At 56.5% G+C, this 21,674-nt stretch carries 16 protein-coding genes; 7 read left to right on the top strand and 9 right to left on the bottom strand.

The window, feature by feature from the left end; translation table 11 throughout:
- Nucleotides 1-233, bottom strand: a 233-nt coding sequence (locus KQI65_13590; protein MCB2205773.1) for a hypothetical protein, incomplete at its 3' end; no start/stop codon positions are given.
- A gap of 271 nt (nt 234-504) precedes the next feature.
- Here KQI65_13590 and KQI65_13585 point away from each other — a divergent pair.
- From KQI65_13585 to KQI65_13570, 4 genes are all read left to right on the top strand, one after another.
- Nucleotides 505-3,960 (top strand): HYR domain-containing protein, encoded by a 3,456-nt coding sequence (locus KQI65_13585; protein ID MCB2205772.1) that lies wholly within the window; start codon nt 505-507, stop codon nt 3,958-3,960.
- 142 nt (nt 3,961-4,102) lie between these two features.
- Nucleotides 4,103-4,732 (top strand): response regulator transcription factor, encoded by a 630-nt coding sequence (locus KQI65_13580; protein MCB2205771.1) that lies wholly within the window; start codon nt 4,103-4,105, stop codon nt 4,730-4,732.
- Nucleotides 4,733-4,915: 183 nt separating this feature from the next.
- Nucleotides 4,916-5,410, top strand: coding sequence for a T9SS type A sorting domain-containing protein (locus KQI65_13575; GenBank protein MCB2205770.1), 495 nt, complete (start codon nt 4,916-4,918; stop codon nt 5,408-5,410).
- A gap of 22 nt (nt 5,411-5,432) precedes the next feature.
- Complete coding sequence (locus tag KQI65_13570) at nt 5,433-8,480, top strand: hypothetical protein (GenBank protein MCB2205769.1); 3,048 nt, start codon at nt 5,433-5,435, stop codon at nt 8,478-8,480.
- Nucleotides 8,481-8,532: 52 nt separating this feature from the next.
- Here the strand turns inward: KQI65_13570 and KQI65_13565 are convergent, their stop codons facing one another.
- From KQI65_13565 to KQI65_13530, 8 genes are all read right to left on the bottom strand, one after another.
- The gene (locus tag KQI65_13565; protein MCB2205768.1) at nt 8,533-10,680 is read right to left on the bottom strand and encodes a tetratricopeptide repeat-containing sensor histidine kinase; all 2,148 of its coding nucleotides are present in this window, start codon (nt 10,678-10,680) and stop codon (nt 8,533-8,535) included.
- A gap of 68 nt (nt 10,681-10,748) precedes the next feature.
- On the bottom strand, nt 10,749-11,348 hold the full coding sequence (locus tag KQI65_13560) for a class I SAM-dependent methyltransferase (GenBank protein MCB2205767.1): 600 nt from the start codon (nt 11,346-11,348) through the stop codon (nt 10,749-10,751).
- Nucleotides 11,345-11,920, bottom strand: a complete 576-nt coding sequence (locus KQI65_13555; GenBank protein ID MCB2205766.1) for a hypothetical protein — start codon at nt 11,918-11,920, stop codon at nt 11,345-11,347. The genes KQI65_13560 and KQI65_13555 overlap by 4 nt, the downstream gene beginning before the upstream one ends.
- Complete coding sequence (locus KQI65_13550; GenBank protein ID MCB2205765.1) at nt 11,901-13,739, bottom strand: TonB-dependent receptor; 1,839 nt, start codon at nt 13,737-13,739, stop codon at nt 11,901-11,903. Before KQI65_13550 ends, KQI65_13555 begins: the two co-directional genes overlap by 20 nt.
- A 96-nt stretch (nt 13,740-13,835) precedes the next feature.
- Complete coding sequence (locus KQI65_13545; protein ID MCB2205764.1) at nt 13,836-14,597, bottom strand: energy-coupling factor ABC transporter ATP-binding protein; 762 nt, start codon at nt 14,595-14,597, stop codon at nt 13,836-13,838.
- Nucleotides 14,594-15,337: an energy-coupling factor transporter transmembrane protein EcfT gene (locus tag KQI65_13540; protein MCB2205763.1), complete on the bottom strand. Its 744-nt coding sequence runs from the start codon at nt 15,335-15,337 to the stop codon at nt 14,594-14,596. The genes KQI65_13545 and KQI65_13540 overlap by 4 nt, the downstream gene beginning before the upstream one ends.
- Before the next feature lie 3 nt (nt 15,338-15,340).
- The gene (nikR, locus tag KQI65_13535) at nt 15,341-15,754 is read right to left on the bottom strand and encodes a nickel-responsive transcriptional regulator NikR (protein ID MCB2205762.1); all 414 of its coding nucleotides are present in this window, start codon (nt 15,752-15,754) and stop codon (nt 15,341-15,343) included.
- Between the two features lie 194 nt (nt 15,755-15,948).
- Nucleotides 15,949-17,391, bottom strand: coding sequence for a T9SS type A sorting domain-containing protein (locus tag KQI65_13530; GenBank protein MCB2205761.1), 1,443 nt, complete (start codon nt 17,389-17,391; stop codon nt 15,949-15,951).
- A gap of 201 nt (nt 17,392-17,592) precedes the next feature.
- On the opposite strand from KQI65_13530, the gene KQI65_13525 reads away from it, so the two are divergent.
- The 3 genes from KQI65_13525 (at nt 17,593) to KQI65_13515 (ending at nt 21,515) form a co-directional block, all read left to right on the top strand.
- Nucleotides 17,593-19,254, top strand: a complete 1,662-nt coding sequence (locus KQI65_13525; protein ID MCB2205760.1) for a hypothetical protein — start codon at nt 17,593-17,595, stop codon at nt 19,252-19,254.
- 96 nt (nt 19,255-19,350) lie between these two features.
- Nucleotides 19,351-20,067, top strand: a complete 717-nt coding sequence (locus KQI65_13520; GenBank protein MCB2205759.1) for a hypothetical protein — start codon at nt 19,351-19,353, stop codon at nt 20,065-20,067.
- 14 nt (nt 20,068-20,081) lie between these two features.
- Complete coding sequence (locus KQI65_13515; GenBank protein ID MCB2205758.1) at nt 20,082-21,515, top strand: hypothetical protein; 1,434 nt, start codon at nt 20,082-20,084, stop codon at nt 21,513-21,515.
- Nucleotides 21,516-21,674: the final 159 nt, after the last annotated feature.

The raw sequence follows: 21,674 nt of genomic DNA, 5'->3' as shown, positions 1-21,674 counted from the left end.
AATCTGCAATCTGCAATCTGCAATCTGCAATCTGCAATCTGCAATCTGCAATCTGCAATCTGCAATCTGCAATCTGCAATCTGCAATCTGCAATCTGCAATCTGCAATCTGCAATCTGCAATCTGCAATCTGCAATCTGCAATCCGCAATCCGCCATCTGCAATCTGCCATCTGCCATCTGCCATCTGCAATCTGCAATCTGCAATCTGCAATCCGCCATCTGCAATCTGCAATCTGCAATCTGCAATCTGAGATCTGCTCACATATACGTACAAGTGCGTATAGGCAGCAGCGATGTAATTCCATACTATTGGTGAGTCATACACCACAATCACATGCCAACAGACGCTCTCCATACCCTGCGATGCTGGAGATTGACCGTTTGAGCTGATTGCGCCGATGTATCCATGCGGACCGTACTGTTTTATGCGTACGGGTCGGCAAGAACAGCTGGCGTTGAATCTCCATATACACTGAATCAGAAACCAGCGGAGCAGGATCACGATGATATCTGCAAGTACACATAGATTGCGGTTTGCCCTGGCAGGCTGTGCGTTATTGCTGTTCGCCTTTCTCGTGGAAGGGCAGCAGGCAATGGCACAACCGGTGCCTTCCGGAGTCGCGCTGACCGTAACTACTTTGGTCGATGAGCTGGACGCGTCTGCTGACCCCTTGCTTGGAGCGGGAACCAGTTTGCGCGAAGCCGTCGAATACTCTGTCACCGGCGACAGCATCACGTTTGCTGCCGGATTGACAGGAACAATTTTTCTTCATCTCGGTGAGATCACATTCGGACACGATCTTATCGTTGCCGGCCCCGGACTGAGCAATCTCGAGGTCAACGGAAACGATCTCAATCGTATTTTCGTAGTTGACACGGGGTATGCCGTGGAGATGTCGGGGCTGACACTGGCCTCCGGACGTGCGGTTGACGGAGCCGCCATTCAGTCCTTCGGCTGGCTGAGTGTCTCCTCCAGTCTCATTCACTGGAGTACGGCGATACAGCGCGGTGGGGCGATCTACCAGGAAGGCGATACATTGCGTCTGACCGACACCCGCATCGTGCATTGCGAATCCTATATTCATGGCGGCGCAATCGCTGCAGTAGCCGGGTATGCACTCATAAGTACGAGTGACATTGCCGATAACACGGCCGGGGGCGACGGTGGCGGACTTTATGTCGCCGGCGCTTCCGCGATGGTCTACGGAAGCACGTTCAGCGGTAATTCCGCGAATGGCAGTGGTGGCGCAGCCTCGACAGCAGTTTCCGGAACTCTCGCACTGTCGAAATCCACGTTTAATGACAATCGCGCAGCAAATGGTGGCGGTATCAGCAATGCCGGTACCGTGACGATCACGAGCAGCACAATCAGCGGCAATGATGCCGATAACAACGGTGGCGGACTCCGCAATGGCGGAACCGCATCCTTTGATTTCAGCACCATCGCGTTTAATAATGCGACACAGGGTGGTGGTGTGCACAACAGCGGAACGCTCCAGCCGAAGCGCAGTCTTTTCGCGGAGAACGGTGCAGCAATGGGTCCCCAGGTGTACGGCACAGCCTCGACACAGGGGAACAACCTTGTCAGCGCCGCGAATGGAAGCTCCGGGTGGGGCGCCAGTGACATCACCGGCACGACGGATGAGCCGGTGCCATCCTCTCTCGATGAACTACGTCTTAACGGTGGATTGACGCGCACGCATGCGCTTCTTGTGTGTTCCCGTGCCATCGACGCTGTCAAAGACACCGTGGGGACGGGAATCATGACCGATCAGCGTGGACAGTCGAGACGTTTCAACGGCGATCACGATCTCGTTGCATTCCCGGATATCGGTTCCTATGAAGTGCAGATGACACTGGATGATATTCCGCCGATTATCAATGCGCATCCGGCATTTACCGTGTATCTCGATCCCGCAGGCGGTACGACGACAATTACGCCGGATACCGTGCTCCTGTCTTCCTACGACAATTGCGGCATTCTCAGCACCAGTGTTACCCCAACCAGTTTCACCTGTGCGGATACTGGCAAACAGGTGCTGACGCTCACCGCGATCGATCTGAGCCACAACCAGACACAGATCAATATCGAGGTCACCGTAAAGGACAACACGCCGCCGCAGCTGACGCTGCCCGCGAATCTTACGGTGGATGCCTCCTCCAACGCCAACACCTGTGGTACGACACTTACTGCAGCGCAACTTGGAACGGCCAGCGCCACGGATGGCTGCGGTACACCCACCGTATCCAATAACGCACCGTCATTTTTCCCTGTCGGTCTGACCGTTGTGGTGTGGACGGCAGAGGATGCTTCAGGGAATCAGTCAGTCGGCACCCAGACCGTTACGGTGAATGATGTGACAGATCCCACAATCACTGCTCCGGCAGCGCTTCAGCTCAACACCATCGGCAGCCAGTGCAGCATTCCGTTCAACCAGGTGATGCTTGGAACGCCGACGGTGAGCGACAATTGCACCTATGAGGTCACGAACAACGCGCCGGGGATATTCCCTCTCGGGACAACGACAGTGACCTGGACGGCAACGGATGCATCCGGGAACAGCAGTCAGGCGACGCAGGATGTGACAGTGATAGATGCCACACCGCCGAATCTGTTCGCACCGCCTGATCTCAAGCTTGTTGCGGATACCGGAACCTGTTCGCGCGACGGTGCAACGGTCAGCCTCGGATCCCCGACCGCTTCGGACAACTGCTCGGGCGTCGTGGTCTCAAACGACAAGCCCACAATCTTCCCGATTGGTGAAACCGATGTGACATGGACAGCAATGGATGGTGCCGGAAACATGACGCAGGTTGTGCAGAAGGTGACCATTTTCGACGGCGCACCGCCTTCCGTGGTCGCACCGCCGGATATTGAAGTCCCAGTGGACAACGGTACCTGTTACTGGACGGTAGACGCTCAGGTTCTCGGCAGCGCAACCAGCTACGACAACTGCAGTGTCCCCAACGTCACGAACAGCGCCGGTGTGACACTCACTGCCGGCTCGCACAGGGTTATCTGGACTGCCATCGACGCGAATGGAAATCGCGCGACGGACATTCAGATCGTCACCGTCGTAGGCGAGCCGCCCAGCATCAGCTGTCCCGGAAACATGACGGTACATACCGACCCAGGACTCCCGGGCGCAACCGTGAATTTCGCTCCGCCAACCGCATCGAGCGGCTGCTCCGAAGTTGAAATCATTCGTACTGACGGACTCGGCAGCGGGGACTTCTTCCCGGTAGGCGAGACGTATGTGGCCTACATGGCAATTGACGCAAGCAATCAGATCGCCATGTGCAGTTTCGTCGTCAAGGTCGAGGATCATGAAGATCCGCAGATCAACGTCAGTGTTGCGCCGCTGTATCTCTGGCCGGCCAACAACCAGATGGAAGAGGTCAAGGCAACAGTGGAAGTGTGGGACAACGTCCCTGGCGCGACCGCAGTGCTGACTTCCCTGACCAGCAACCAGAACATCAATGGCGATGTCGATGGTGTGACCCTCGGCATCCTGGACGAGAACTTCATGTTCCGTGCAAAGAACGTGCAGGGTGTGCGGACGTATACCCTCACCTACACGGCGACCGATACCTCGGGCAACAGCAGCGTGGCCTCCGCCGTTGTTACTGTTCCGACACAGAAGCCCAAGGATTTCGAGGAGGAAACCCTCCCGACGCCCGGACGTGTGACCCTCGCCCAGAATTATCCGAATCCCTTCAATCCCACGACACTCATTTCCTTCGGTACTCCCGTCGAACAGCACGTGGAATTGCGGGTGTACAATACCATGGGCATGCCCGTGCGTACACTCGTAAGCGGTGTGCTGTCAGGTGGCAGCTATACGGTGGAATGGGATGGTCGTGACGATCTCGGCCGTCAGCTCTCAAGCGGCGTGTACCTGTACATGATCCGCGCGGGCGACAGCCAGGTCGAACGGAAGATGATTCTGAGTCGTTGACGGAGCGCAACGCTCCAATACGTTCTGATGCCTGACCGCATCAGGGCATCCTGACACGGCATGGTCCGCCCGGGCTTCTCCTCAAAGAAGCCGGGGCGGACCATTGCTTGTTTTCCTCGTTTCGGACAGATATTATCCCTGCATGATTACGTTGTGTATCGCTTCGGCCGTTTCGCTTTACCGCGAGGGCTTGCTTCGTGCCCTGAACCAGGAGCGCGGCATCCTCGTAACCTCCACCGCTGCAAAGGCGGAGGAAGTGATACGCAGCTGCCACGGAGCACACCCGGAAATACTTCTTCTCGATCTCGCCCTCCCCGGACAGAGCACCGCTGCTCTCCTTCGCAGACTCAAACAGCGTGGCTGCCTCTGTATCGTGCTGCTGTTCGGAGCGCTCACACCGGAGGGAGCTGAACAGGCATCCAGACAGCGGCATCGTGGCCTTCTCTGTATCGAGGATGATGTCGAGGAGTATGTGCGAGCAGTTCACCGCTGCAGTGCAGGCGAATACTTCCTCTCCGTCTGTGCCGAGCAGCTCCTCGAAGGAGACAGCTTCACTGTTGCCCCACACATCGAATCAATCCTGACAGCGACGGAACTGCAGATATTGCGCGCAATCGCGGAGAACCGCACAAGCAGGGAAATTGCTGATGCGATGTACATCAGTTACAGAACAGTGCAGAAGCACCGCAGCAATATGGTTCGGAAGCTGCGACTGCAGGGGAGAAACGCATTGCTTACCTTCGCCATGGGACAGGCGCGAAAAGAACACTGAATACGCACAAGTGCGTATATGCTTCGCATGGGCTTTCCAGCATATTGAAGTACTCATCGCAGGAGTATGACGGGAAGCGCACGCATGTAACAATGCGTTGCAGCATGTGATACGGCTGAAGCCGGTGGAATGGTATGATGGTATTTCCATCATTCACATCATATCGGAGGTTGTATCACACCTATGAAAGCCAGACATGCCTACATGGTTCTGCTGGCGGTGCTGTGTTCCTTCAGTGCGCAGGCGCAGGAAATTGATCCTGCCGTGCTTGCCATTTCAGGCGGTTACGCCCGGACGGCATCCATGAGTATTTCATGGACCGTGGGACAGACAGCCGTGGCGACGCACCAGTCGCATGCCGGAACCATCAGTGAGGGCTTCCAGCAGGCCTTCCTCTCCGTGATTCCCATCCGGGAAGAGAGTATACCTTTCTCCCTCGATCTCTATCCAAATCCCACACGCTATTCCGTGCTTGTACGCATGGCCGGTGTCGATGAAGACATGACGCTTGTCGTCTATGACCTTCTCGGTTCCGAAGTCATGCGTGAGAACGTGCGCAGCGGTGACCAGGTCACGCGACTGACATTCGACAGTATGCCCAGTGGCCTGTACATGCTAGCAGCATTTTCCGGGAAAGGAAAACAGTTGGGACTCTACAAAATCGTCAAGGCACAATAATTATCACAGAGAATAAAACATCATGAGAAGCTTATTTGCTATACTCCTGCTCCTCCCGCTCTGTGCTGTCACCATGTTTGCCCAGTCGCCTACGCTGATGAATTATCAGGGTGTCGCACGGGATCTCGACGGTACAGTGCTGCAGGACAGAGAGCTGAGTCTGCGCATCTCCATCCTTCAGGATGGCCCCAATGGGAGCGCAGTGTACACCGAGCGGCACTCGGTGGTCACGAATGACTTTGGCATGTTCACACTGCAGGTCGGTGCCGGTGATCTGCGACAGGGAGCACTCGATGCGCTTCCCTGGGGTGAGAACAGCTATTGGTTGCAGGTGGAAATGGACGAGAACGGGGGAACGGATTATTCCCTTCTCGGTTCCTCCCAGCTGCTTTCCGTACCGTACGCTTTCCACGCATTGCACGCGACTGAAGCCGACCGGCTGCGCAACGGCGATGCGAGTGGAAACCAGACGAACGGGTCAAATTCACTGGGCAGTCCGTGGTCGACCTTCGGGAACGAAGGTACAAACGCTGCGCAGGATTTTGTGGGAACATCGGATCGTGTCGACCTGGTGTTCCGCACCGACAACATCGAACGTATGCGCCTTACGGCCTACGGCAAACTCGGTATTGGCACCGACCACCCGGCAAGCAAGCTGGATGTTTCGGGCAATGCCTCCATCGGGCAGAATTATGCCGGCAACATCGAAGCGCCGGAGAACGGAATGATTGTCGAAGGACATGTTGGTATCGGCGAGCCGAATCCGACAGCGGAGCTCGAAGTATCGGGTGAACTCATCGTCGGTGAGCACTTCACCGGGATCAACCTCCCACCGCTCAACGGTGCGCTGTTTGAGGGACGCGTTGGCATTGGAACCGCCGGTCCGGGCAGCATGCTCGGCGTCAGTGGCGGACTCTCGGTCGGTGGTAACTTTTCCGATAACGAGGCTCCTGCTGATGGCGCCGCGTTTGAAGGGAAAGTGGGAATCGGGACAACCATACCGAAGAGCTGGTTGGGCGTCGCGGGGAACACATCCATCGGCGCGGAATATGCACGCACGTATGAAGCCCCGAGCAACGGACTCCTCGTGCAGGGTGATGTTGGTTTTGGCACACCTGCCCCGCTGAGCAGACTGGGTGTCGCCGGCAACGTCGCCATCGGATCCGACTATGCAGGCGGCTATCCGGCACCGGAGAATGGACTGATGGTCGAAGGACCGATCTGGTCCGGTGTCACCGAATCGGAATATGCCTTCCATGTTGTCGGCAACAGCTATCTCGACGGAACTGCGGAGATTACCGGAAACACGATTGTCGGTGGCACGATGGATATTGATGGCGTCACAACCATTCATGACCTGACCGATGTCCCCGTGATCCAGGATATCTATTCGATCAATGAATCGAACTTCCTTGGCAGTTTCCATACGAAAGGTGGCGCGGGCGTGGAGAAGAACCTCAACGTTGGACGCGATCTCGGCGTAGGGTACGATGCATACGTCGGTCGCAACCTCAAGGTTGGCGGCACTGCCTCATTTAAAAACCTGATCGTGGAAAACTATGCGGACATCGGCCGCAATCCGGATCCCACCTATGACAGTCTTCTCAATCCCACCCCGATCGCCCCGATCACACTGATCAATAAAGGTGAGACGGTACTTGAAGGTTTGACCAGCATTACCAACAGCACGCAGTCGACAGGCAGCAGCAATGGTGCCCTCGTTGTCGATGGTGGTGTAGGTATCAAGAAGAATCTCAATGTGAGCGGTAAGACCGTCGTCGACAACACCGCCGGATCTTCCGGAAGCAGTTCGAGTGCGGCATCCCATCCGCTGTATGTGAAAGGCAAGAATCAGGGCGTGGCCGTGTACCTCGATGTCAATGCCAATCACGACAACGAGTACATGGGATTCTGGGACAAGGGCGGCAAGCGCGGCAGTATCCAGGCGGAAACGCAGGCAGAACGTCTGCTCAGTCTGGATTATATCCTGATGACCCTCCGCCATGTGTTCGATGTCAGCGATGCAGCAGTTGAACTGATATCCGAAGTCACGGATTTCCGTGTCGGTGTCGGACTCGGTGTTGTTACGGTCTCCCCGGGTATCGCAAAGATCGTCTACGCGACAGCGAAGATCATTCTCCTCGCCGTTGAAGTGGGTGTGGAGCAGGCACGCTACATTCAGGATTTCGGCGTCGCATACAATTCAGGCAACGCGGATTATGCCGAGTGGCTGCCGCGTGCGGACGCATCGGAGAAGTTCATTTTCGGCGATATCGTCGGCGTGCGTGGTGGAATGATCAGCAAGGACATCCAGGACGGAGACATGGTCATGGTGATCTCGAAATCACCGATCGTTCTTGGAAATACCCCGCCTGAAGGCGATGAAGACAAGTATGAGATGTGTGCCTTCATGGGACAGGTTCCCGTCAAAGCCGTCGGCCCGGTCAATCCCGGTGACTACATTCTCCCGACCGGTGACAACAACGGTGTCGGTTACGCCGTCGCACCTTCTGACCTGACGGCCGAGCAGGCATCCTCTGTCGTTGGTGTTGCCTGGGGTACGCTCGCAGCCGGTACGCCCGGTTACGTGAACGTTGCCGTGGGTATGCCCGTGCAGTCGAGTGTCAGTGTTCTGCAGAAGCAGGATGAAACGATTGCAAAGATGCAGGCACGCATGACTGCGATGGAGAGTGTGCTCCGTGAGCTCGTTCCGGATTTCGACCAGCGTCTCGCCCGTTTTGGTGTTGATGCTGAGGCGGGTGACGGGACGACAGCGCAGCCCGCTCCCGGGGATGCGCAGGTCCACAGTGTCACGGGGAATGAAGATCCGATCCCCGGTGACGCAGAACCGAATCCCGACCTCATTACCGAAGACGTCTTTTCCCAGGCGCTCGGTGTCGTGCGGTCAGAGCTTCGCGGACTCGGACACGACCCGAACGATTTTGCCCTGCTGACGGAACTGGAGAACAACTCTTCTTTCCGTGCCACATACATCGAGGCTTTGAAAGCCATGGTGCGTAGTGGTGGCAATCGTGAAGAACTGGAACGGATTATGAAAAACGTACAGTAGGAAATACCGGAAACCCTCGAAAAAAGAATCCCGCAATTGCGGGATTCTTTTTTCACCTGAACGCTTTTCCGTTGAATGGAAGCCGAAGTACAAATCGATTGCCATGCGGTTCATTCGGCTCTGCCCACACTTCGCCTCCGTGCGCATGCGCAATGCGTTCAGCAATCGCCAGCCCGAGACCGTGTCCATGTGTTGCGGCATGCGCGCGTTGAATGGACCGTTTGAAGATGAGATCACGATCTGCGTCAGGGATTGTTTTTCCAAAATCAGCGACGCTGATATCAACGCCGGTTGCATGCCGTACGGCATCGATAACCACGCGCCTCCCCTCGCTTGCATGCCTGATTGCGTTGCTGAGATAATTTTTTATCACCTCAACGATCACGGGATTCGCCTCAACGGTAAGACGGGGGTCAATGTCTATCTCACATTCCATGCCGGCCCGCTTGAGCTGTGCTTCATATTCTTCATACGCACGCTCGACCAGTGCCTTGACGAAAAGCGTTTCATGCGGGATGCTGTCGAAGACCGTGGCATGACTGAGCGTCCTGGCATTCTCAATGATATCGATAAGCCTTCCGCTGCTTCGGTAAACGATGTCGAGCAGTTCATCCTGCTGTTTCTCATCTTTGAGCAGCGTTGCCGCATTGCGAATGGTGCCTGCCGGATTCGAGAGGTCGTGCGTGATGATATCGAGCAGCAGTTCCTTGATCGCATTGGACTGCGTGAGCTGTTCGGACTTCTGTTCCGTAATTCGCTTTTGCTCTTCGAGCATGGCGAGTGCTGACATCCGCCGCCGTCTCGCTGCGACGAGGAAACCGATGAACGCAAGCGCGGCGATGGTGAAGATCGAAATACCGATGACCAGGGTGCGCTGCCGCGCAATTGTCATCTGGTGCAGTGTGAGTTCCGACCTCAGTTCGGCATTTTCGGCCTCTCGTTCTGCAGCAATGCTGATGGACTGCAGCTCTCTGATTTTCGAGCCTGCCGACGCCTTCTGCAGGCTGTCATTCAGTGCGTGAAATTTTTTCTGCCATCTGAGGGCGGAGGCATACTGCCCACGCTTCTCCTGCACGCGCGACAGTCCTTTGTATGCCATGGATTGTTCATGCAGCAGACCCTGCGCCACGAGCTTCGGCAGCACATTCCTGTACAGATGTTCCGCCTCGTCATATTTGCCCTCGAGCATGCGGAGTCCGGCGAGTCCCATTGAATTGAGAAGCACTCCGTATTGCATGCCATTGTCTTCCGAGATCTGTATGCTTCGCTGATACATCTGCTCAGCCAGGTTGAAGTCGCCGTCGATGCGGTACGAATTCGCGAGATTGTGATAGTTCTGGGCTTGCGATCCCGGCAGATCGAGCTGCTCGGCAAGGGAGAGGGAAAGAAAATAGCATTCACGCGCGCTGTCGAGCTTTCCGAGCAATTTATACGTAACGCCGAGGTTTGCGAAGTTCGTGGTCAAATGCTGGAGATCATTCTCTTTCAGATTGTGGCTTATCGCGCGTTTGTAGAAGCGGATCGCAAGTTCATTCTCCCCAAGCGAGCTGTTGTCGCTGGCGATGTTGTCGTAAATCACGGCCAGTGTGGCATGCATGTTCATCTGCTCGAGCAATTTCGCAGCTTCCAGGTTTGCTTCGATGGAAGCGGCATAGTTCCCACGCCGCGAGAGTGTGTTCGCACGGTTGGAGAGCAGCTTTGTATAGAGCAGAGTGTCACACGAAGGATCGATGTGTTGCTCAGCCATACGGAACGCAGCCAGGGCGCTGTCCGTTTTTACATGTTCATTGAGCAGAATGCCACGCAGGATATAGGCGCCGGCGATACGTTCGTCATTTGCGGAAGTTGTGGCGGCATGGATAGCGCTATCACAGTATTGCTGTGCGGAATCGAACCTGTCGAGTTCGAAGTAGAGGACGCCGAGCGATTGCGCAAAGAGCGCTTTTGCGGCGGGATTATGCATGGAGTCGGCGATGTGAAATCCACGTTGCAGCAGTGTAATGGCCCGGCTGCGATCGGAAGCAGAGGAAGCTCTTATGCGGGAATTGATGCGTTCACAGGTCTGCAGGAAGACATCAGTCTTGTCTTCGTCTGAGGCCGATGAATCCGTGTCCCCGCACTGCGTGAACAGCAAGGGAAGGAGTACGATGAAGACATAGTGGGAGGGCCGGTATACGAATCTGCGAAAATGACGTCGCATAAAACCGCTTTCATGGAATGGCGCGCTATCGCCAGGAACAAAGTATCTGCTTTACTCTAATAAAACAATTACTTCCTGGTGGCGAGGAGGAAGTAAAGGCCTTCCCGCTCCTCCATCGATGCAGTTGCAAAGCCGTGATCATGCAGCATGTTCGCAAGTTCATTCACAGGAGGCAGCACGTCACGGGCGACTGCCGGATGCGCTTCACGGTGCATGGCGTTGAGCGCAGAATGATCCATGAAATGCATGATACACAGTGTACCGTTCGGAAAGAGACAGCGATAAAACTCCTGCAGCGCGCGCTGCGGCTGTGTGAAATGAGGAAACACCCTGAAGCAGTAAACGGCATTGAAACTGCGATCGGGAAAGGGGAGGGCCTGCGCGTCGGCCCGCACGTAGTTTATCCCGTTGCGTGCGCTGTGGGTCTTCCGGGCCATTGCAAGCGTTTCCCGGGCGATATCACACGCGACGATACTGCTGCTGCCACCGGCGAGCAGATGTGGAAACAGCACGCCTGTTCCGGTACCGACATCCAGCACGTTTCCTTTGCAGGGCAGCTGATTGTTGCGAAACAGCACTTCCAGCCGTGGGTGCTGCTCCTCGAGATCACGCATCCATTTTGGAGCGAGACTGTTGAAAAACTGCTCACGCTGAAGGCGCTCGGTCATGATACGGCTCCTTTCGGGGACGCCATCTCAAGCTGAGGATAGCGGCGCACGATGAACGCATGCGCGGGTGGCAGTACGAGCAGCTGAAGGACGACACCGGGGAGACCGAGAAGGACCAGCGCTGTAGAAAGCATGGCATGACGGAATCCGAGCAGCTCTGTCATGGTGAGCAGCATTCCATACAGTAGTATTCTGTCTATCACCAGGGCGGCTGTGAGGGAGAAGATCGGCCGCCAGCCAGCGCGCCGATGCAGGATGCCGCTTACCACGGTAATAACGGGAAGTTCGATCAACAGAAGAGGAAGGACTGGTGGAGAAAGTGGCGGCATGCCTGTCAACAGCCACGACAGCAGCGGCGTCAGGAAGGCGACATTGAGTGCGAGACGCAGAGGCAGCAGCAGCGCTCCGGCAAGTACCGGAAGAAACATCGGCAGCAGGCTGGCACCGAGTCCGATTGCGTGAAATAGCTGAGGGAGGAGTACACCCAGCGCCATCAGCATCGCAGCGAGCGGAAATCTCCGTACGAGCATCTCCCTCTTCGTACCGCCGTGGTCAGATTGAGTCGATGGCATACCGCACTCCTGTCAGGAAATAAGCACCGGGTGCAGCGTAACCGGGGAGCACCTGGTAATGCCTGTTTAACACATTCCTTGCCTTGACGAAGACTTCGATGAACGATAGTTGCCACGATCCGGTGATGTCGAGAACATGATACGCCGGCATGGGGAGGGACTCGTTATTCCCCGCAAACAGCGACTGCACATATTGTCCCATGATGGCAACACGCATGGGGCCTTTCTCTGCACGGATCTGATACTTGAACATCTGGCCGGGATTGAAGGCTGTCAGTGATCCTGCATCAAGCATGCTCCATGCACATTGGAGCTGCAGGGCACGCATGGGACGATATCGCAGCAGTGCTTCCACGCCCTGCAACGTTTCATCTGTGGCATTTTCGAAGCGTACCGGAGGAGGGGGCAGTTGCGTCGGTACGGCGAATATCATGTCTTCCACCCGAGTCCGGTACGCGGAAAGCCGCAGCGATGCACGTGACGCCACGTATTCGATTCCGCCTTCGTAGCCCAGGCTTTTCTCTTCCTGCAAATCCATATTCGAGGAGGGAAACAGTACGAGTTCACGTAACGTCGGATAGCGGAAACCGCTCTGTACATTGGCGTAGATACGCAGACCGGACAGGGGGGTATAACTGATGCCGGCATTGGGACTGAACCCGCCGATCTCAAGGCTGTGGTACTGGTAACGCAAACCGGCCCTGATGTGCAATGCGGAGAGCGGACTGTACATTGCAAGAGCATAAACGCCCCCTGTTCGCAGGGTATGATCGATATTGTCGAGATTTGCCTTTCCGCCATACTGGAGGAGATCCATACCGGCCGCGAGGCTCAGGTCCCGGTGAAGGTTGACCTGCTGATAGGTAGAGAATCCGAAACTGCGATCATCACTGACAAAGCCATCATAGAACTCATGATGTCCTGCGTTGACATACAGCTGCGTCGAACCGGTCACACTGTGAAAGGTGTTCTCCAGCTCAACCTGAGCCATCCCCCGTTTGATATCGCCATAGGTGCCGAGTTCCGCAGGGTCGCCAACGCGCGTCGGATCGTCGAAACGTGATGGTGCATAGCGTCCGCGAACGGAGAGTGCCCATGTCTTGGAAATGGCGTACTCCCAGGCACCCTGGACATGGGTGCTGCTGAAATCACTCTGCGGAACGTGTCCGTCTGAGCTGCCATGACGCAGCGAGAGCCGCACTCCGTGCTTTTCCCAGGACCGGCGAAGTGAAAGTGCCCCGTTCCAAGTGTTCCAGCTGCCGCCTTCAAGTGAGGCCTGCAAACCGCTGCCGGAAATCCCGCTGCTAACGACGTTGACCACGCCTCCCATCGCCGCACTCCCGAACATGGTAGAGGAGGGACCGAGAAGGACATCCACCCGCTCGACATCATCCATGCCGTAAACGTCAGGCAGGGGATGTCCGAAAATTCCCATGAAATCAGGATGTCCGTCAATCATCAGGGCGACACCGGTGTTCGGTTTCCCACCGAGACCACGAATCGAAACCATGCCCGTCCCTTCAGTTCCCACGCCGAAGCCACCCACCCGGGTTTCCACCACGTATGCCGAGGGGACCTCCCATTGCAGTGCCTCGAGCAAAGAGTGGTCGGCGACGTATGGAAGGCTGCGTCCGTCAATGACCGCAATGGCATTGCTCTCACGGGAAAGTTTGGTGCTGTAACGTCCGGCGACGATGACGACGGAGTCCTCGAGAACATAGTGCCGGGAAGAATCCCCGGCTGCTGCAGGATTCTGTGCACGGACAATGGAAGGGAGGAGGAGAGAAAGGGCGGAGAGTGCCAGGATAAGGTGCTTCATAATGCGTGTCGTTGATAGTAACACGAAAATCAAATTCGTGTTACTAACCTACGACAGCCGGTTGCAGGAAACAAGCGTAATCCATCCGTTTATTTCCTAATCCTGGTGGCGGAAGGTTGTGGATTGCATTCCGGGTGGCAGTTCCAGTTCATGGGCACGCAGCAGTTTCTCATCGGTAAGGATGCGGCGGGTGGGACCATCAGCTGCGACGTTCGTCGACAGGAGAATGACACGGTCGCAGCAGGCGGCGACGAGGTCGAGGTCGTGGGAAGCAAGGAGGAGGGTAAGCCCTGGCCGCGAATTCAGCCAGTCGATGAGCATGCGTCTGTGCCTGGGATCCAGATTGCTCGCGGGTTCGTCCATGGCGAGTACTGCCGGTTGCATGGCAATGACCGCGGCGATCGCGGCTCTACGCTGTTCGCCGACGCTCAGCTCGGCGGGATTGCACTCAGCGCGGTCGAGGAGGTCGACATCACGCAGAACATCGGATGTGCGCTGCTCGATCTCGGGTCCGGGGAGTCCCTGCGCGGCGAGACCGAAGGCGATATCCTTGCACACCGTGGGCGAAAACAGCATATCATCCGCCTGCTGGAACACAAGTCCGATCCTTGTGCGCACCTTGTCCGCAGTGGAAGCGGAGAGGGTGATGCCGTCAATCGTGATGCTGCCGGTGACGGATTGCAGTCCGAGAAGTGCACGAAGCAGAGTCGATTTCCCCGCGCCGTTGGGACCGATCAATCCGACGCGCTCCCCCTTTGCGATGGAAAAATGCACGTGCCCGAGTGCGCGTCTGCCGTCCGGGTAGTCGCAGCTTTCAATGGCACAGTGCAGAAGAGTATCGGTTGAGGGCGCAATCATGAGAGCAGCATCAGGATAGTAAAAAGCAGCAGACTGGCAAGCACCGCGATGCTGTCACGCATACGCCATCCGGTGTGCTCATCATCGCTGGTGTACTGCAACGGGAGCGTGCCGCGAAATCCCCTTGCGGCGAGCACATCCGCCATGCGTTCGCTTTTCCCCACCGCACGTAAAAGGAATGTCGTACTGAGGTAGGAGGCTGCGAGCAGTTTACGCGGCAGGGAGCGTCCCGCACCGCGTACACGGATCGCCATCATCGTACCTCGAGCTTCGCGTTGCAGCTGCTTCAGAAAAGAGTTGGCGAGCCAGAGCAGTGTCACGGTGGTGTCCGGCAGGTGCATGCGCTTCATGGCGTTGACCACACGCTCGATCGGGATGCATAGAATGAACAGCAGTGTGCTGCATCCGATAAGAAAAATGCGCCCCGACACCATGACGCCGCCTGTGAAGGCAACAGCGTCCACCTGCAGTCCTTCACCCCGCTGCTGTGCTGATGCGAGTGCTGCCAGCACACCGATGAGCATGCTGCCGGGCAGCAGTACACGGGTACGCCGCAGGAGCATGAACAGCTTGTGGGTGAATCCTGCGAATGCGAACAGGAGCAGCGCGGCAAGAGCGAGGGCAGTCAGGTGAGGGAGCAGGATCAAGGTGATAACAGCAGCAAGCAGCATGAGCATTGCGGCGCGTGCATCGACGCTGCATTCCCCGCCATGTGTCACCACGTTTCCGCCTGCATGCATCGCCTACTCCAGTCCGGCACCGGCGGAAGTGAGATGCAGTCCGCCATGCTTCACCCCCTTGATGGAAATGATTGCGTCGGCGAAGCGCTTGATGTCCTTCGCCCGCCCGTGGAGCAGAATGACCTCGAGACAGTTGTCGTGATCGAGATGCACATGCGTGTTGCTGATAATCGATTTGTGATGATCGTGCTGCAATGCGTTGAGCGTCTCTGATATTGCCGTTCGATGATGGTCATACAGGAGAGAGATCACGCCGGCAACGACCCTGTCGCTCGCGATATCTTCCTGAACGAGCTCCCTGCGGATCAGATCGCGAATAGCTTCACTCCGATTGGGGTAGCGTTTGCGCGTTATGAGACGGTCAAACTTTCGCATTAAGTCCTCAGGAAGGGATACGCCGAATCGTTGCAGTTTCATGGAATGCTCCAGGTTTGTTCTCCGAAAAGTAACACGATTGTCTGAAAAGTAACATGGCTGCCGCACTGTGCCGCCTGCTGATATGCACTTTCTGCATAATACCCGCCACGGATTTATGCAGATTCTGCATAATCGTTCATCAGAGATACCCTATTATCCGAAAAGAAAATGAGTCCGGAGCAACGGACTGAAATTCACCTGATGATCATTGGCATACTGCTGCGATGCTTCCCGTCCGTGATTTCAACGAAATAATATCCCCTGCGTAATTGCTGCACATCGAGACGGATGCGCTGTTTCCCGGGAGCGTGTGCCACGTGATGATGGGTGACGACGCGTTTCCCGGTCACATCGTGGATCGCAAGCTGCAGCGGACCCGCGTGCGCTGTTCGGAAGCTGACGGTGACAGCATGCTGCGCGGGCTGTGGTGCCAGGGAAAGGATGTTGAGCTGTTGTGCGGCTGCTGACGTCTCCTGACGAATGCCGACGGGAGGGAGGTACTCAAATGCGCCGCAGTCTACCGGGCCGGCGGAGGGACGTGCTTCATCCTGCAGCGGATGACGGTACTGCATGCCGGGCAGCAAAGTGAAGCCATCTGCGGTGCCCGGATCGCTGCCTGCATCAATGGCCGGGGATGAGGCCATGAGCGTGAAATCCCCCGCCCCCGGATTCTGAAATCCCGCATCGGCGATGTCGCGACGCGCGATATTGGAGGCGCTGTCGAGCAGAAGGGTCGCGCCGCTGACTGGTGTTGCGCGTCCCGCAAAAATATTGTTGTACACGAGCACGGTATCCGCCGGCGAACTCGGGAGCGTGACGAAACCGCCGGCGCCGCGCGCTGTGACAAATGTGTTATTAACTACGAACAACGCCCTGCGGGGATTACTGTATCCCTCATGGCCGAATCCCAGCAGATTGGAATTGTCCGTGTTGAGTCCGTGATCCATCACATTCCCGACGATCACCGCGAGTCCGCCATTCGGAATGTCGATTTCGCGGCTCGTACGCCCCCCGTTCGCTTCATCGAGCCTGTTGTACAGCAGCCAGGTCTCGTGCGCGCGGCTCTTGACGTTGTGCCCGATGACTGCGTCATGGCTGTAGCAGAAGCGCATGGTGAATCGTCCCACATGGTTGATATACATGTTGTGCGAAAAACCGTCGCCATAGCCGTTGTCGGCGAACTCGCAGTACTCGAACAGAATATGACTCTCCGCGTCGTTGCTGGTGAGAATTCCCATTTCATTGTGGTGGAAGTAGCAGTGCCGCAGCGTGAGATTCCTTCCTTCCTGCCGTATTCCGGCACCATTCTTGTCCGGCACGCGCGCACCGGAGAATTCAATTCCTTCCACCACGGTGTCGTTCCCCTGTATGACCCAGATCGCCTTCCCTCCATACGTTTTGTCACGCACGTGTACGCCGCCCGTGCCACGAATCAGCAGCCGGTCTGCCGTCCACCGGGCGGCGTCGGCATATTCCCCGGCATCAATCAGAATGGTGTCGCCATCCTGAGCGGCGGACGCAGCATGGCTCGGCAGCGTAAGGTTGCGGGATGGACCGACATGAAGGATGCGTGCGGACGCTTCGGGAGCGGTTACAAACAGCAGGGCCGCAAAAAGTATGCATAGTATCTGGCGCATGGGGAACTCCTCAGAGCACTGCAACAACGTCGAGGGAAGTGATGGTCCCGGGCAACAAGATACGATACTGGAAACGGAGAAGCAGGTCGGTGGGGTGCACTTGACAACAAGTCAGATAATCGTATCTTTTATTCACTCTCACTTTCTCCATAGACTCGTCGCGCGCGCAATTTCTGACTGCATAGATTCGGAGGTATGGTCATGCGTTGTATCATGCTCTTTCTGGTCCTGGCGCTGTGGGGAACGGGGGTGACGGCGCAGCAGGATGTCTGCTTTCGCGTGGATATGCGGGACGCTCTCGACCGCGAGTTCTTTCGTCCCGACAAAGGTGATCGCGTAATCGTTCGGGGCAATTTCACGGGGTGGGTCGGAAACGATCTCGCGCTCCGTGCGTCCGATCGCGACGGAATCTATTCCGGTGTATACATGCTCTCGCCGGATGCGGGGACGGAAATCGAATACAAGTATGTCATCCTCAAAGCGGACAGTTCGGTGTACTGGGAGTGGCAGCCCGATCCGGACAACCCGCCTTTCGGGAACCGGAAAACGACGTTGACCGGGAATGCCCAGAATCTCCCGCAGGGTACGTTCACGCTGGACCGCTATGATCTTGCGGCTGTCGGCATGCCGGTACTGTTTTCGCAGGAGGAACTGCTCGAGGACTTTGACCGGCTGCAGCGCCGGTTGCTTGATTCCCACTGCAAGCTCTACGCGCATATCACGAAAGACAGTCTCGACGCACTGTTCACCGATATGCGCGCGCGTATCGACCGGCCGATGTCACCGAGAGAGTTCTTTCCCATCGTAGAGGCTGTTACCGGGAGCCTGGGCTGTGGTCATACGAGTCCGTGGATGTCGGAAGCCTACTGGACCTATGCCGCGGATGCCCTTTTCCCCCTGCAATTTCGTCTCCTCGACGGCAAGGCCGTCGTGACCGGGTATCATGGTGAGAGGCGCAGTGTCGCCCGGGGCAGCGTCATCGAGTCCATCAACGGACGACCCATACAGGACATCATCGATGCGCTCACGGCGAACTATGCGGCGGATGCCTTCAATCCAGGATTCCGGCTCGAGCAGGTACAGCGCCGCTTTCCGATGCTGTACGCACGGCGCTACGGATTTTCTTCCCATTTCAATGTCTTCTGTAAATTGCCCGGACGCAACACCGCGGTCAGGCTCTCGGTGCCCGCAGCGGATTATCAGGAAGTCTATGCCGATGTTTTTCCGGAGCGCAAGCCCGGTCTGAGCGTCGAGGAAGAGGAGGGACTTGCCACGATCCGTATTCCGACGTTCGGGTACTACGACAGGGTGGAATATTTTCGATCGTTCATGGACAGCTGTTTCGCGGTGCTGCAACAGAAACAGGTCTCTCGCCTCATTCTGGATCTGCGTGGCAACGATGGGGGCGATCCGTTCTGCGCAGCCTGTGTGCTGCGCCATCTCACGACAGCACCATTGAAATATTTCGCTTCCGCGGATGACAGATATGCGCAGCTGGCTCAGCCTCTCCCGCGGGCGGAACATGTTTTCACGGGCAAGCTCTTCGTCCTCATCGACGCCTGCTGTTTCTCGACATCGGCGCATTTCGCTGCCCTTGTCAAGTACCATGAGCTCGGTACCATCATCGGCGCAGAAGGAGGGGGGAATTACCAGTGCAATGCATATACGGACAGGTGCGACCTGCCGAACTCGCGCATCATGGTGTTTATCCCGAGAAAGAGCGTTGCGGTTGCGGTGAAGGACATGGACGATGCACACGGCGTGCAGCCCGACCACGTGGTCGAGCAGGGATACCGCGATTTTCTTTACGGGATGGATACGGTTATGCAGTACAGCCGCGAACTGGCGATGAAAGGAAACTGACGAAATTGTAACTTGCATTCGAAAGCAGGAAACATATATTGAGCTCCGGATACCGACTATCGCTCAAGCCGTATCATACATTTTTAGGGAAACATTATGAGCAGGTTCAACCGGACCGCAGGTCCTGTCTTTCTATTCTTATTCATTGTCCTGCCCCTCACAGCGAGTGGACAGAAGGCAGACTCCACCGCAGATGTGGAGGGTGCCGTGATTGGTGCTGATGCCGCGACGGGGGATATTCCCGCCTTCGCGTATCATGCCGACAACTATCGTATCCGCGTATTTCCCGAACTCTCGTTCGGATTGCGCATGCAGATCGCGAATCCTGATCTCGGTGGTCAGGATGCCTTCTATACCGAGTCAACCAGGCCTTCTGCCGACAGTCCCCTGGCATCGATCGGACTGCAGACGCGTCTGCAGATCAATTCGTGGCTGGGAGTAACCGCGAGTACGGAGTACTGTCCCCTGGGTGGACACAGTTCCATCAACCACTCCACTGACTGGATTCGCTCCGCACTGACGGTGACAGGACACTTTACCCCACATCCGACGAGCATGTTCAGTTTCTACGGCGGTGCCGGGGTCACGCGCATCGACTATGAATTCAAGGGGTATCCCGTCGCAGCGGGAAGAGACATTGTCCGGCACATCAAGTCGCGGGAAGTCGGGATGCATATGCTCATGGGCGCCGAAATCGACATGATCGGTGGACCGATTCTCGGGATGTCTGTGGGTTACGACTTCATGCCGACCGTGGAAGATGTCAGTACCTCCGCCTTCATCGGCGGTGCCTACCTGTTATTTCAGTTTTAAGGGAGAACACAAATATGAAACGCATTATCAGTATAGCACTGGCCAGCGTCCTGCTGCTGTCCGCCTGTGTGCACGTCGATCCGGTGAGAGATTACTCGCAGCTTCAGCAAAGCGACCAGAGCGCAACATTGTCCGTACTCACCCGGGATGGCGCGGTATATCATCTTGACAGCTATGACCTTGAAAACGATGCGTTGCAGGGGAAAGGCAGCCGGGAAATGGAGGGATTTCGCGCGAGCTTCGACGGGGATATCCCCCTTGACGATATCGAATATGCCCAGGTCGAGCGCAGGGATGAGTCGGGGACGATATTCACCGTGGCAGCCGCGGTGGTGTTCACCGGTTTCGTCGCGGCAGCGATATTGCGGGAGAGTAAAACGGAAATCCGCTCCGAAAACCCCGAGTCCGAATCCTGTCCCTACGTCTACAGCTGGAACGGGGAGGAATACGTACTCGAAGCAGAAACATTCGGAACATCCCTCGGCAAATCCCTGCAGCGTGGCACAAGGCATGTGCTGCCTTCGCTGCATGAAGAACAGGGAGAGCTGCGCATTCGCATGACGAATGAGCGTCCCGAGACGCATTACATTGACCGCGTGCGTCTCTTCCGCTATGCCCACAGGGCGGATCAGGAACTGTACCTCGACAATAACGGCGGAGCCTGGCTCTGCAGTGCCTCCACCACCATGCACCGGACAGCTGCGGCGAAGGATGGAGGGGAGTACATCGTGCGTTGTCCTGAAGATGCAGAAACGGCAATGCTGCTCGTCACAGCGAAAAATCGCGAAATGACCGGCGGCATCTTCCAGGAGACCTTCACCTGGCTGGGCGATGACGCCCTGCGCTTCATCCGTGATCTCGAACAGGATCCGGAAACCATAGCGTCGCTGAAGGAGTGGCTGCGGCGTTGTGGTTTGCAGGTCCGCATGGGAACGGATGCTCACATGGTGGGACGCATTGAACCGGAAGGAACCGAGATCCCGTTCACGCGTGCACTGCCTTTTTCCGTGAAAGACCTGCAGGGCGAGCAGCTGCGTCTCCAGCTGCAATCGCTTCCCGGACTGTGGGAAGTGCTCGATGTGCGCATCGCCTGGGACCCCGTCGCAGCATCACCTCCGGAAGAACTTCGCATGCTTCGCTGTATTGATGAGAATGGAGGTGACCGGCTGTCTGCGGTTCAGGCCGAAGACGGGGAGTATTGCACGCTTCTGCCGCCACAGCGCATCGACCTGCGTTTTGCGAATCCTACAATAAGCGGTGAGGAGCGATACACTTACGCAGTGGAAGCTGCAGGATACCTTCATCTGTGGTATACTCCCGGGAAGACCTCAGAACTGTTCGCAGATTTTGAGGCCGTTCCGGAAAGCGCGCGCCTGGCCTTTGTGAAGTCGATGATGCAGCGTCCCGACGTCGTACTCCCACTACTCGCACGCCTCGTCAAAGAATAGTCCTCCGGGGGGAGGGAGCGGAAGCTCTTCGCAAAGGCTTCGATCAGCAGCCTGAAAAACTGTGGCTGGTCCTGCCTCGTCAGCGTAACTTTTTCACACTCCGGTTGTTTCTAGGTTGTTCTGAATCGGATAAACCTGCCAGCAATACGCATTGTGTGG

The organism is bacterium (genome assembly GCA_020444325.1).
GTDB lineage: Bacteria > Bacteroidota > Ignavibacteria > SZUA-365 > SZUA-365 > BM516.
Note: the sequence above shows the minus strand (reverse complement) of the source record. Positions and strands in the feature narration are given on the sequence as shown.

Bases quoted from the DNA above. Each gene is read 5' to 3' on its own strand.
- KQI65_13570 (MCB2205769.1), top strand. From the start codon at position 5,433: ATGAGAAGCTTATTTGCTATACTCCTGCTCCTCCCGCTCTGTGCTGTC.
- nikR (MCB2205762.1), bottom strand. From the start codon at position 15,754: ATGAAACTGCAACGATTCGGCGTATCCCTTCCTGAGGACTTAATGCGA.
- KQI65_13520 (MCB2205759.1), top strand. From the start codon at position 19,351: ATGAGCAGGTTCAACCGGACCGCAGGTCCTGTCTTTCTATTCTTATTC.
- KQI65_13545 (MCB2205764.1), bottom strand. From the start codon at position 14,597: ATGATTGCGCCCTCAACCGATACTCTTCTGCACTGTGCCATTGAAAGC.
- KQI65_13525 (MCB2205760.1), top strand. From the start codon at position 17,593: ATGCGTTGTATCATGCTCTTTCTGGTCCTGGCGCTGTGGGGAACGGGG.
- KQI65_13515 (MCB2205758.1), top strand. From the start codon at position 20,082: ATGAAACGCATTATCAGTATAGCACTGGCCAGCGTCCTGCTGCTGTCC.
- KQI65_13550 (MCB2205765.1), bottom strand. From the start codon at position 13,739: ATGAAGCACCTTATCCTGGCACTCTCCGCCCTTTCTCTCCTCCTCCCT.
- KQI65_13585 (MCB2205772.1), top strand. From the start codon at position 505: ATGATATCTGCAAGTACACATAGATTGCGGTTTGCCCTGGCAGGCTGT.
- KQI65_13575 (MCB2205770.1), top strand. From the start codon at position 4,916: ATGAAAGCCAGACATGCCTACATGGTTCTGCTGGCGGTGCTGTGTTCC.
- KQI65_13555 (MCB2205766.1), bottom strand. From the start codon at position 11,920: ATGCCATCGACTCAATCTGACCACGGCGGTACGAAGAGGGAGATGCTC.
- KQI65_13560 (MCB2205767.1), bottom strand. From the start codon at position 11,348: ATGACCGAGCGCCTTCAGCGTGAGCAGTTTTTCAACAGTCTCGCTCCA.
- KQI65_13530 (MCB2205761.1), bottom strand. From the start codon at position 17,391: ATGCGCCAGATACTATGCATACTTTTTGCGGCCCTGCTGTTTGTAACC.
- KQI65_13565 (MCB2205768.1), bottom strand. From the start codon at position 10,680: ATGCGACGTCATTTTCGCAGATTCGTATACCGGCCCTCCCACTATGTC.
- KQI65_13580 (MCB2205771.1), top strand. From the start codon at position 4,103: ATGATTACGTTGTGTATCGCTTCGGCCGTTTCGCTTTACCGCGAGGGC.
- KQI65_13540 (MCB2205763.1), bottom strand. From the start codon at position 15,337: ATGCATGCAGGCGGAAACGTGGTGACACATGGCGGGGAATGCAGCGTC.